The 11,722-nt window shown below is 67.0% G+C and carries 12 protein-coding genes; 8 read left to right on the top strand and 4 right to left on the bottom strand.

Features of this window, described 5'->3' with window-relative positions:
- Window positions 1–384 (bottom strand): thiamine pyrophosphate-binding protein (locus tag ACILR9_RS26425; protein ID WP_395712965.1); only part of this gene is annotated, 384 nt, incomplete at its 3' end.
- 45 nt (window positions 385–429) lie between these two features.
- Between ACILR9_RS26425 and ACILR9_RS26420 the strand changes: the two genes are divergently transcribed.
- Window positions 430–1,083, top strand: coding sequence for a vancomycin high temperature exclusion protein (locus ACILR9_RS26420; RefSeq protein ID WP_395712964.1), 654 nt, complete (start codon window positions 430–432; stop codon window positions 1,081–1,083).
- A 119-nt stretch (window positions 1,084–1,202) separates the two neighbouring features.
- Here the strand turns inward: ACILR9_RS26420 and ACILR9_RS26415 are convergent, their stop codons facing one another.
- Window positions 1,203–2,198, bottom strand: coding sequence for a 2-hydroxyacid dehydrogenase (locus ACILR9_RS26415; protein WP_395712963.1), 996 nt, complete (start codon window positions 2,196–2,198; stop codon window positions 1,203–1,205).
- Between the two features lie 140 nt (window positions 2,199–2,338).
- Between ACILR9_RS26415 and ACILR9_RS26410 the strand changes: the two genes are divergently transcribed.
- The 5 genes from ACILR9_RS26410 to ACILR9_RS26390 all read left to right on the top strand — a co-directional run bounded on the left by ACILR9_RS26410 (window position 2,339) and on the right by ACILR9_RS26390 (window position 6,654).
- Complete coding sequence (locus ACILR9_RS26410; protein WP_395712962.1) at window positions 2,339–3,490, top strand: Re/Si-specific NAD(P)(+) transhydrogenase subunit alpha; 1,152 nt, start codon at window positions 2,339–2,341, stop codon at window positions 3,488–3,490.
- 161 nt (window positions 3,491–3,651) lie between these two features.
- Entirely contained in the window at window positions 3,652–4,074 is a 423-nt protein-coding gene (locus ACILR9_RS26405) for an NAD(P) transhydrogenase subunit alpha (protein ID WP_395712961.1), read from the top strand.
- 24 nt (window positions 4,075–4,098) lie between these two features.
- Window positions 4,099–5,505 (top strand): NAD(P)(+) transhydrogenase (Re/Si-specific) subunit beta, encoded by a 1,407-nt coding sequence (locus ACILR9_RS26400; RefSeq protein WP_395712960.1) that lies wholly within the window; start codon window positions 4,099–4,101, stop codon window positions 5,503–5,505.
- Between the two features lie 52 nt (window positions 5,506–5,557).
- A complete protein-coding gene (locus tag ACILR9_RS26395) occupies window positions 5,558–6,259 on the top strand; it encodes an HAD family hydrolase (protein ID WP_395712959.1) in 702 nt (233 codons plus the stop codon).
- Window positions 6,256–6,654, top strand: coding sequence for a hypothetical protein (locus ACILR9_RS26390; RefSeq protein WP_395712958.1), 399 nt, complete (start codon window positions 6,256–6,258; stop codon window positions 6,652–6,654). Before ACILR9_RS26395 ends, ACILR9_RS26390 begins: the two co-directional genes overlap by 4 nt.
- 222 nt (window positions 6,655–6,876) lie before the next feature.
- On the opposite strand, the gene ACILR9_RS26385 is transcribed toward ACILR9_RS26390, so the two are convergent.
- Window positions 6,877–8,385, bottom strand: a complete 1,509-nt coding sequence (locus tag ACILR9_RS26385; protein ID WP_395712957.1) for an amidohydrolase family protein — start codon at window positions 8,383–8,385, stop codon at window positions 6,877–6,879.
- A gap of 212 nt (window positions 8,386–8,597) precedes the next feature.
- On the opposite strand from ACILR9_RS26385, the gene ACILR9_RS26380 reads away from it, so the two are divergent.
- Entirely contained in the window at window positions 8,598–10,007 is a 1,410-nt protein-coding gene (locus ACILR9_RS26380; protein WP_395712956.1) for an ankyrin repeat domain-containing protein, read from the top strand.
- A 130-nt stretch (window positions 10,008–10,137) separates the two neighbouring features.
- Window positions 10,138–11,286: an amidohydrolase family protein gene (locus ACILR9_RS26375; RefSeq protein WP_395712955.1), complete on the top strand. Its 1,149-nt coding sequence runs from the start codon at window positions 10,138–10,140 to the stop codon at window positions 11,284–11,286.
- A 139-nt stretch (window positions 11,287–11,425) separates the two neighbouring features.
- Here ACILR9_RS26375 and rpsU read toward each other — a convergent pair whose 3' ends face one another.
- Window positions 11,426–11,629, bottom strand: coding sequence for a 30S ribosomal protein S21 (gene rpsU / locus ACILR9_RS26370; protein WP_020696578.1), 204 nt, complete (start codon window positions 11,627–11,629; stop codon window positions 11,426–11,428).
- Window positions 11,630–11,722 lie beyond the last annotated feature (93 nt).

Below are 11,722 nucleotides of genomic sequence, written 5' to 3'. Positions count from 1 at the left end.
GTGGCGCATCAGGCCGAGCTGGTCGTGGATCTCGTGCAGATGGCCATGGCCCTTGTCGATGTCGGTCTGCGGGATCTGGCCGACCAGCCCCACAACCGGCGCATTCATGCCATATGCCGTCAGCAAGGCGGAGCCGGCGTTGAGCAGGCCCGGTCCCGGCACCACGGCGAAGGCCTGCGGCTTGCCGGTGACGAGGGCTGCGCCCAGCGCCATGTAGGCGGCCGTCTGCTCGTGGCGCGGATGAATCACCCGGAGGCGGTCGGCTGCATGGTAGAACGCATCGAACAGCGGATCGTTGTGCAGCCCGGGCAACGCGTAGACCGTGTCGAGGCCATGGCGCAGGAGGGAGTGGACGGTGGCTTCGGCGGTGGACAGGCGCGGCATGGCGATGCCTTACAGACCCGCGTCGCGCGCAGCAAGACAGGCCGCGTGCGGCTAATCCTGTATGCCCTGCTGCTCGGCGGCGCGTTGGCGCTCGCGGTCGTCTTGCTCGCCTGGGTCGCCGAACGACGCCTCGATCCGCTCGCCGAAGCGCACCTGTTCTCCGATGTCGCCAAGGCGCCGGTGATCGAGACGGCGCTGGTCCTGGGGACGGCGGCGATCGGCCCGGAGGGCGGCCCCAACCGCTACTTCATCTACCGCCTCGATGCTGCGGCGGCGCTGTGGAAGGCCGGCAAGGTGAGATACCTGATCGTGAGCGGCAGCCGTGATGCCGTCAACGACGAGCCGAGCGCCATGCGCGCTGGCCTGGTCGAGCGGGGCGTTCCCACCGAGGTCATCTACAGTGACTTCGACGGCTGGCGGACCTGGGACTCCGTGATGCGCGCACGCGACATCTACGGCCAGGAGCGCGTGATGATCGTCTCGCAGCGTTTCCACCTGGTACGGGCACTCTACATGGCACGCAACGTCGGCATCGATGCCTTTGGCTTCGAGGCCCGCGACGTCGGCGCCGCCTACAGCATCCTGACCGAGCTGCGCCGCTATCCGTCGGCGCTGCGCGCCTACTACGACGTCTGGTTCGAGGCGCCGTTCCGGGATGCCGGGCCGAAGGTGGTTATCGGGAAGGACCGGGCGGGGTGAAAGTCGAGATGAAGAAAGGTCCTCGTTGTGCTCGGGATGACAGCCTTGTCGTCTTGGCGACAGCCTGGTTGTCGCGGGGACAGTATTGATGTCATCCCGAGCGCAGCGAGGGACCTTTCCTACCTCAATCGCCCCGCCGTCATCTCCGCCATGTCGCGCAGCTCGGGCAGCGGCGACACCACCGGCTTGCCGGCGAAGTGGGCGTCGAGGTTCTGGCGCACGAGCGAGGTCATGCGGCGCTGGGCATGCTCGGTGCCGCCGCCGAAATGCGGCGTCATCACCAGATTGTCGAGCGGCAGCAGCTCGGTGCCTTCGTAGGGCTCCTCGTCGAACACGTCGAGCGCGGCACCCTCGATCACGTTGCAGCGCAGGGCGTCGGCGAGCGCCGCTTCGTCGACCGCCCAGCCGCGGCTGATGTTGACCAGGTGGCCGCGCGGCCCGAGCGCCTTCAGCACCTCGGCGTTGATGATGTGGCGGTTGGAGGCGTCGGAGCGCAGGGCGACGATCAGGTAGTCGGCCCAGGTCGCCAGCGCCATCACGTTGGGGAAATAGGAAAAGTCGACATCGTTGCGCCGGGTGCGATTGCAGTAGCCGATCTGCACGTCGAAGCCCTTGATGCGCTTGACGAACTCCATGCCGATGGCGCCGAGGCCCAGGATGCCGACCTTGCCGCCGGTCAGGCCGGCGATCGGGCCGAACCGGTTGGGGATACGCTTGGTCCAGTCGCCGCGGCGGATCATCTTGTCGGCCCGCACGATGCGGCGCGTCGAGGCGAGCAGGATGCCGACGGCCATCTCGGCCACGTCGGGCGCGTTGGCGTCGGCGCCGTGGGTGACCATGATGTTGCGTCGGCGCGCCGCCTCGATGTCGATGCGTTCGTAGCCGGTGCCATAGCAGCAGATCAGCGACAGGCGGGGGATGGCCGCCATCAGCGCGTCCGAGACGCCGACGCTGCCGGTGGTCACGAGCGCCTGGACATGCGGCTGGGCGTTGGCCGGCACCAGAGCCGGCTCGGGCCGGTCCATGTGGCCGGCGATGTCATAGCGCTCGGAGAGGGTGGCGAGGGCCCATCGGGTGAAGTGAAAGCCGGTCAGGATGGCGGGACGCTGGTGCATGGGCGCAGTATCACTGGTCGATTGCGGGCGGTAAATGCCTGCACTGCGCGGCGAAAAACCGGCTTGGCAAAGAGAGGGGCGCTGTGCATGGTGCGCTGCACCCAGCCCCTCCGTCGGCCTCCAACAGACCCAAGCTCTCCATGAAAATCGCCATTCTCAAAGAACGCCGGCCGCACGAAACGCGCGTGGCGGCGACGCCCGAGACCGTGAAGAAGCTGAAAGGACTGGGGGTGGCGGAAATCATGGTCGAAACGGGCGCCGGCACGGCCGCCGCCTATACCGACGAGGCCTACACCGAAGCCGGTGCAACGATCGTGCCGGACGCTGCCGCGGCGGCCTCGACCGCCGATGTGATCTTCAAGATCCAGCGCCCGATGTCGGCCGCCGAGGGCACCGACGAGATGGCGCTGTTGCGCAGCGGCCAGGTTTTGATGTCGCCCTTGTCGGCGCTCACCAACCGCGAATTGGCGCAAGCCCTGGCGGCGGCGGGCGTCACGTCGTTCGCGCTCGAGCTGATCCCGCGCATCACCCGCGCCCAGTCGATGGATATCCTGAGCTCGCAGGCCAATCTCGCCGGTTACAAGTCGGTGCTGCTGGCGGCCAACCATTTCGGTCGCATCCTGCCGCAGATGATGACGCCGGGCGGCACGCTGGCGCCGTCGCGCTCCTTCATCATGGGTGTCGGCGTGGCCGGCCTGCAGGCGATCGCCACGGCGCGCCGGCTCGGCTCGATCGTGACTGCGACCGACGTCCGGCCGGCGACCAGGGAGCAGGTCCAGTCGCTCGGCGCCAAGTTCATCGCCGTCGAGGACGAGGAGTTCAAGGCGGCCGAGACCGCCGGCGGCTACGCCAAGGAGATGAGCGCGGAGTATCGCGCCAAGCAGGCGGCGCTGGTCGCCGAGCACATCAAGACCCAGGACATCGTCATCACCACTGCCCTGATCCCGGGCCGCAAGGCGCCGGTGCTGGTGAGCGAGGACATGGTCAAGACCATGAAGCCCGGCTCGGTGATCGTCGACATGGCGGTCGAGCAGGGCGGCAACTGCCCGCTGTCGGAGTTCGGCAAGACGGTCGAGAAGTTCGGCGTCAAGATCGTCGGGCCGGCCAACCTGCCGGGCGAGTTGCCGACCGACGCCTCGGCGCTGTTCGCGCGCAACCTCCTGAACTTCATCACGCCGATGATCGACAAGGAGACCAAGGCGCTCAAGATCGACACCGCCGACGAGGTCGTGAAGGGCACCCTGGTGACGCGCGACGGCCAGGTCGTGCACCCGTCGCTGGCCCAGGCGTGAGCATGCCCCTTCGATCTTCTCTGTTCAGAAATTGTCATCCCGAGTTCGACGCTTGCGGAGCAAGCGTCGTTAACGAGGGATCTTTCGCGACGCGCGATCAAAGGTCCCTCGCGTTCGCTCGGGATGACAACTTTCGCATTTCGCGCTCCGGGAGCTAAGCCATGGACGATAAAGTAGCCGGCGAGGCGTCCAAGCTCGCCAGCCAGGCGCAGGATCTGGCGACCAGCCTCAAGGGCCTGGCGCAGCAGATCACCGATCTGGCGGCCCAGGGGACGGCGTCGATCCCGGATGGCCACATGCCGTTCGTCTCGCTGCTCACAATTTTCGCCCTGGCCTGCTTCGTCGGCTACTACGTGGTGTGGCGGGTGACGCCGGCGCTGCATTCGCCGCTGATGGCGGTCACCAATGCCGTGTCGTCGGTGATCATCGTCGGCGCGCTGCTGGCGGCCGGCCTCAGGGGCCTGGGCGCCGCCCAGTTCTTCGGCGCCATCGCCGTGATCCTGGCGGCGGTCAACATCTTCGGCGGCTTCATCGTCACGCATCGCATGCTGGCGATGTTCAAGAAGAAGCCGGGCCGGAAGTAGGCGCGGGCAGGGGGAACAGACGGGATGACCCAGGAACTCGCGGCCTACGGCTATCTGATTGCCGCCATCTGCTTCATCATGGCGTTGCGCGGGCTGTCCTCGCCCGAGACGTCGCGCGGCGGCAACCTCTACGGCATCGTCGGCATGGCGGTGGCGATCGGCGTCACCGTCGCGACGCCGGGCGTGGTCTCGCCCTGGCTGATCATCGTCGGCCTGATCATCGGCGGGGCGATCGGCGCGGTCGTCGCCATGCGCATCCAGATGACGGCGCTGCCGCAGCTCGTCGCCGCCTTCCATTCGCTGGTCGGATTGGCGGCGGTGTTCGTCGCCGCCGCCGCCTTCGTGTCGCCGGAGGCCTTCGGCATCGGCACGTTCGGCCAGATCAAGGCGCACAGCCTGATCGAGATGGGGCTCGGCACCGTGATCGGCGCCATCACCTTCACCGGCTCGGTCGTGGCGTTCGCCAAGCTGCAGGGCCTGGTGTCCGGCGCGCCGCTGGTGTTCCGCGGCCAGCATCCGCTCAATGCCGCGATCGGCATCGTCCTGGTGGTGCTGCTGGCATGGTTCGCCCTGCGCGGCCATCCCGTCACCTTCATCCTGCTGATCGCGCTGTCGCTGGCGCTCGGTTTCCTGCTGATCCTGCCGATCGGTGGCGCCGACATGCCGGTGGTCGTGTCGATGCTCAACTCCTATTCGGGATGGGCGGCAGCCGGCATCGGCTTCACGCTGGGCAACACCGCGCTGATCGTGACCGGGGCGCTGGTCGGCTCATCCGGCGCGATCCTGAGCTACATCATGTGCAAGGGCATGAACCGCTCGATCTTCAACGTGATCCTGGGCGGCTTCGGCACAGACTCCTCGGCCGCGGGCGCGCCGCACGCCAAGTCCGACAAGCCGGTCAAGGCGGGCTCGGCCGAGGATGCCGCCTTCCTGATGAAGAACGCCCAGTCGGTGATCATCGTGCCCGGTTACGGCATGGCGGTTGCGCAGGCCCAGCACGCGTTGCGCGAGATGGCCGACCTCCTGAAGAAGGACGGCGTGCAGGTGCGCTACGCCATTCATCCGGTGGCCGGCCGCATGCCCGGCCACATGAACGTGCTGCTGGCCGAGGCCAACGTGCCCTACGACGAGGTCTTCGAGCTCGACGACATCAACCGCGACTTCGCCTCGACCGACGTGGCCTTCGTGATCGGCGCCAACGACGTCACCAACCCGGCCGCCAAGACCGACCCGGCGAGCCCGATCTACGGCATGCCGATCCTCGACGTCGAGCGCGCCCAGACGGTGCTGTTCGTCAAGCGCGGCATGGCCTCGGGCTATGCCGGCGTCGACAACGAGCTGTTCTTCCGGGACAACACCATGATGCTGTTCGCCGACGCCAAGGTGATGTGCGAGAACATCGTCAAGGCGCTGGAAGGCTCGTCGCACTGACCCTCGACAAGCTCCTGTAGCGGAACGCCGGCCCGATCGGCGATCATCCGGCATGCCCTATCGCGCAGTTCTGTTCGATGTCGGCGGGCCGATCGATCTCGAGTTCGCCTGGGAAAGCGCCGTCGATGGCGCGATCGCCTCGGCCTGCGGGCTGGAGGGCATCCGGGTCGATCAGGCCGCGATCGACGAGGCCTCGGAGGTGGCGGTCGCGGCCTTCGCGCCCGACGCCTATGCCCACATGGTCGAGACGCTGTGCGGCGGCGATCCACGCACGATCGAGCGGGTCCGCCAGCGTGTTCGCGCGATGGTGGGCAATCTCGAAGTGTTCCAGCTGCGGCCCGAGATCGATGGCCTGCTGCGCCGCCTGCGCGAGCGCGGGCTGGCGCTCGGCATCGTCGCCAACCAGCCCGAGGCCGCCCGCGCCCGACTCGATCGCGCCGGTATCGACGGGCTGTTCGATCATCACGGGCTGAGCGGGGTCACCGGCCTGCGCAAGCCCGATCCGCGCGCCTTCCTCGCAGCGGCCGAGGCGCTCGGCGTGTCGCCGGCCGAGTGCATCATGGTCGGCGACCGCATCGACAACGACATCGTGCCGGCCAAGGCGCTGGGCATGGCGGCGATCCAGCTGCGCGGCGGGCGTCACCGCCGCCAGCGCCCGCGCGATCCGGCCGAGGAGCCTGATGCTGTCGTGACCGACGTGCCCGAGCTGGAGTCGGCGATCCTCGATCTGCTCGATCGACGGCAGGCCGGATGACGACAGACCGGATGACGGGCGGCGAGCGCCTCCACCTTCCCGACCTGCCGCCGGACGTGCAGTTTGCCGCCCTGCCGCGGGACGAACGGGCGTTCGCGTATACGTTCGACGTCAAGCGCGCCGCGATGAGACCTTACATCGAGACCCGGTGGGGCTGGGACGAGGCGCTGCAGAGGCGACTTCACCGGGAACGCTTCGACGAGAAGCCGTTCACGCGCATCGTGTGGCGCGAACGCGCGGTCGGCACGGTATCACTGATGCGGTTCGACACGTATGTCCGCTTCGGTGAATTCTACCTGCGACCGGAGTATCAGCGCACCTTATCTTGTCATCCTGAGCGCAGCGAAGGATCTCATCGCCAGAAGTTCAAAGCACACTGGAGCAAGCGGCGATGAGGTCCTTCGCTGACGGCGCTTGCTCCGCAAGCGCCTTGCTCAGGACGACGGAAAAGCGCCCTTACGGGCGTGAGACAGGAGTTTGCCACCGGCTCACGGGCCGACCCGCAGGGGCGAAACATTTGGGGCAATCGATTCGTCTGGGTCGTGCACCGCTGAAAGGTCCCTCGCTGCGCTCGGGACCTTTACTCATGTTTCTCTTCTGGTCGCGCGATCCCAGCTTCAATGCGCGTGGTGATGGCTGGCGCCGTAGCGATGGATGTGCAGCGGTGCCTTGGCGAGGCCGGGGCAGAACGTGCCGACGACCTTCTCCAGGCGCTGGTAGAGCTTCTTTGCCGGCGCGGTGACCTTCTCGCGCCGCACGCGTGACTCCTCGGCCTTGGCGGCGAGCTTGGCGAGATCGACGGTGAGCAGCTTGCGGTTCTCGACGATCATGCGGCCGCCGATCATGACGGAATGGACCGCGCTGCCGTCCTCGGTGTGGACCAGCGCGTTGACCGGATCGTTGAGCGGGATCCAGTTGATGTGGTGCAGGTCGAGGAAGACGATGTCGGCCTTGTAGCCAGGCGCGATCCGGCCGATCTGCTTGTCGAGGCCGAGCGCGCGGGCGCCGCCCTCGGTGGCCGCGTGCAGCGTCTCGGCGGTGGTGATCCAGCGCTGCCAGTCGGGGCCCTGGACCTTGGAGGTGAACGAGGCCAGCCGCATCGCCTCGTACATGTTTTGATTGTCGGCGCAGTTGGCGCCGTCGGTGCCGATGCCGACATTGATCTGGGCGGCGAGCATGCCGCGCATGTCGGCGAGCCCGTTGCCCAGCCGCATGTTGGAGCCGGGATTGTGCGCCACCGAGGCGCCGCGATCGCCCAGCCGCTTCATGTCGTCGCCGTCGAGCCAGACGCCGTGCGCCACCGTGAAGCGCTCGTTGACCAGGCCGAGCGAATCCATGTGGGCGGCGAGCGAGCTGCCGTAGCGCTTGTAGCCCGCCACCACCTGGACCTTGGATTCGGCGACGTGGCTGTGGATGCCGAGGTCGAACTCGCGCGCGAGATCGCGGCAGGCGATCATGAAGTCGTCGGTGCAATGGTGCGGGATGGTCGGCGCGACCGCGAGCATCACCTTCTCGAACGGCCATTTCTGGAAAGCCTTTCGCATCTGCCGCGTCGTCGCCTTCCACGGCGCCAGCCGGAAGCTCTCGACCTCCTTCTGCAGCGCCGGCGAGAGGCGCTCCATCAGGCCGGGGATCGCCTCGAAGAACGTCAGATCCGCCACCATCGGCGCCAGCACGGCGCGCATGCCGACCTCCTCGTAGGCCTTGGCCATCGCCGACAGGCCGTCGACCGAGGGCAGGGGGAACTCGGCGGCGAGGTCGTAGGCGGCGGTGCAGCCCTTCATCACCATCTCGCAGGCGCCGATCAGGGTCGCCAGGTGCTTGTCCTCCAGCGTGCGGCCACCGTTGATCCACGGGCTCGCCGTCAACAGCAGCTCGAGCGGCCACAGATCGCCCATGCCCTTGCCGAGATTGCCCGGCCCGTGGGTGTGCGCGTTGACCAGCCCGGGATGCATCAGGCGGTGGGTGGCGTCGATGGTCGTCGCGCCGGCAGGAGCGGCGAGGCCCGGCCGGCCGATCTCGGCGATGGTGTCGCCCTTGATCAGGATGTCGGCGGGAGCGGCATTGCGCTTGGCGATGTCCAGGAGCTTGCCGCCGCGGATGATGGTGTAGGGATGCTTGGCCATGACGCCACTGTGCCAAGGAAGGTGCGGTGACAGCCATCGCCATTTTGCGTGAAAGGCTTGAAAGACTCGCTTGGCCGGGCATAGTGGCGCCATTGCCGGTCGAGGCGGCCACCTGTCCGCGGAGAGGGCTCAGCCCACCTCATGCCAGCCTTTCGGTCATTCGACCTTTCCTGCTCGCGAGCGGACATCGGGCATTCGGGAAAGGGAGAATCATGTCCACCGACACCAGCCGTACGCTGCCGGCGCACCCCTCGAAGGAGCATCTGCGCAAGGAGGCCAAGCGCTGGGCCAAGGACCGGCGCCTCGGCCTCGCCGAGGCGCAGCGCCAGGTCGCCGCGAGCTACGGCTTGGGCACCTGGGCGGCGCTGATCCAACGCGTCGACGCGCTGCGCGGCGGCCAGCAGCCGGCACAGCTCCCGCCGCTGGCTGCCGCGGCGCGCGCCGGTGAAGTCGCCACGGTTCGGCAACTGTTGGCGGAGGGCGCCTCCGTCGACGAAGCGCCGCGCGGCGCCGGCGCTGCGCTGTGGCAAGCCTGCGCCAGCAACGCATCAGACGAGGCCCGGCTCGCCATCGTCGATGCCTTGCTCGCCGCGGGCGCCAATCCGCGGTCCGACGCCGCCGGCGAGACCGCGCTGCATGCCGCCGCGGCACGCGGCCCCCTGGCCTTGGTCGAGCGGCTGATCCGCGGCGAGGCGCTCGAATGGCAGCCCGACAGCAAGGGCCGGCCGGCGCTCGCCCTGGCGCGCGCGGGCGAGGGCTGGGACAGGGCCGCGATCATCGAGCTGCTCGAGCGGCCAGTCATTCGCGACCCCTCATTCCGTGCCGCAGTGACGGCTATCCACCAGGGCGATGCAGCCGGCCTTGCGCGCCTGCTCGATGCCGAGCCACGCCTGCTGCGGGAGAACATCGTCGAGCCGGAATGCTATCGCGCGGCGACGCGGCCTCAATATTTTCGCGACCCGCGGCTGTTCTGGTTCATCGCCGACAATCCCACTCTCATCGAGCGCATGCCCACCAACATGGTCGAGATCGCGCGTGTCATGATCGATCGCGGCGTCGACAGGACCGACCTCGACTATGCCCTGGAGCTGGTCATGACCAGCTCGCCGGCCAAGGAGCAGGGCCTGCAGTCGCCGCTGGTGGTCATTTTAATGGCGGCGGGCGCAGCACCGACGGACCGGGCCGTCGACGTCACGCTGGGGCATTGCGAGATCGAGCCGATCGAACTTCTACTGTCGGCGGGGATGACGATGACGGCACCGATCGCTGCGGCCCTGGGACGAACCGGCCAGCTTAGAGCGCTGCTGGCTGGTGCGACGCCGGCCGAGGTGCAGCGCACCTTCGGCCTCGCCGCCATCAACAGACAGAAAGAGGCGGTCAGCATCGCACTCGATCACGGCGCCGATCCCAATGCCTTCATGCCGGTTCACACTCACTGTCTTGCGGTGCACCAGGCCGTGCTGGGCGACGACGTGGAATTCATGGAATTGCTGATCTCGTACGGAGCCCGGATCGACATTCCCGACAAGCTATGGGGCAGCACGCCGTTGGGATGGGCGATCCACCAGAGAAAGTCCCGCATGCGGACCTACCTCGAAGAACGGGAGGCTGGGCGGTTATGAACCTGATCGGTGACACCGTCCGCCTCGCGGACGGGCCCACAACTAGCGCTTGGCTTCCCTGGCGAGACCCCTAGCATGTCAGGGTTCGGGCCATGCCCTGGCAATCCGCCGACGACCGAGGGAAAACGCCATGGATCACAAGCTCATCTCCGGTGACAATCACATCGACCTGACCTACTGCCCGACCGATCTCTGGTCGTCGCAGGTGCCCGTCAAATGGAAAAAGCTGGCGCCGCGCGTCGAGGAGCGCAATGACGGCCAGCATTGGTTCGTCGACGACAAGGATCGCGGCATGTGGAACGGCGTCGGGCCGGGCTTCCTGCCCTATACCAAGGGTTCGTTCGGCCACGTCGACGAGATGAAGGACGCCGGCTTCGAATGGAACAGTTACCCGGGTGCCCAGCCGCGCCCGACCACGCCCGAGCTGCGCATCGCCGATCTCGACCGTGACGGTCTCGAAAAGGAGATCATCTACGGCTGCCTGATGGTCAACGACTTGATCGACGACGCCGACCTGCGCGTGTGGGTCAATGCGCGCTACAACGATTGGGCGGCCGACTTCGCCAAGCGCTCCGATCCCAACCGCGTGTTTCCACTGGCCATCATTCCCAACACCGATCCGGCCGCTGCGGCAGCCGAGGTGCGGCGCTGCGCCAGGATGGGTCTGAAGGGCGGCGATCTCGCCTTCAAGCGCATGTCGATGCCGATGTACCAGCACGAATGGTATCCGCTGTGGGAAGCGGCGGCCGAGTGCAAGTTCCCGATCTCCTTCCATTCGACCGGCTTCAAGGCGGTGCGCGCGCCCGACACGCCGGAGATGGAGAAGAAATATTTCACCCAGTGGCGGCTGGTGCGGTCGGCGCTGTTCCAGCTCGACACGATGGAGGTGCTGGTGTCACTGCTCGCCTCCGGCGCCTGCCACAAATATCCCGACTTCAACTTCGTGCTGGGCGAGTCCGGAGTCACCTGGCTGCCTTACGTGTTCGACCGTCTCGACACGGAGTACCATGACCGGGCGCGCGACCTCGGCTTCACGATGAAGCCCAGCGACTATTTCCGCCGCCAGGGCTACGTCACCTACCAGCAGGACAAGTACCTCGAGCCGATCGTTCCGCTGATCGGCGAGGACAACATCATCTGGGGCGCCGACTACCCGCACCCCGATTGCATTTGGCCGAACTCGCGCGAGACCTTGAAGGAGAACCTCGCCGGCTTCTCGTCGAGCGTGCAGAAGAAGATCGTGCACGACAACGTCGCCCGGCTGTACGGGCTGAACTGAAAATCATGCTCCTCCCCAGCTTCGCTGGGGAGGAAAATACGAAAGGTCCCTCGCTAGGCTCGGGATGACACATTCGGTGTCATCGCGAGCCTAGCGAGGGACCTTTCGTATTTCGTCGCCGCCTGATGAGGCAGGACGGCTAGTAGCCCTCGCGCTCCATGCGCTTGCGCATCAGCTTGCGGGTCCGGCGGATCGCCTCGGCGCGCTCGCGCGCGCGGCGCTCGGAGGGCTTCTCGTAGTTGCGGCGGAGCTTCATCTCGCGGAAGATCCCCTCGCGCTGCATCTTCTTCTTGAGGACGCGCAGCGCCTGATCGACGTTGTTCTCACGAACGAGTACTTGCACTTCGGTCGCTTCCTTCCATGCATGGCCGGACGCTCCGGAAACGGCTCCGGAGGCAATTCAGAGGCGGCGTAGGTATCACAGGGCAGAACCCTT

The organism is Reyranella sp. (genome assembly GCF_044224635.1).
GTDB lineage: Bacteria > Pseudomonadota > Alphaproteobacteria > Reyranellales > Reyranellaceae > Reyranella.
The sequence above is the reverse complement of the archived record's forward strand: the minus strand, read 5'-3'. Positions and strand labels throughout refer to the sequence as shown.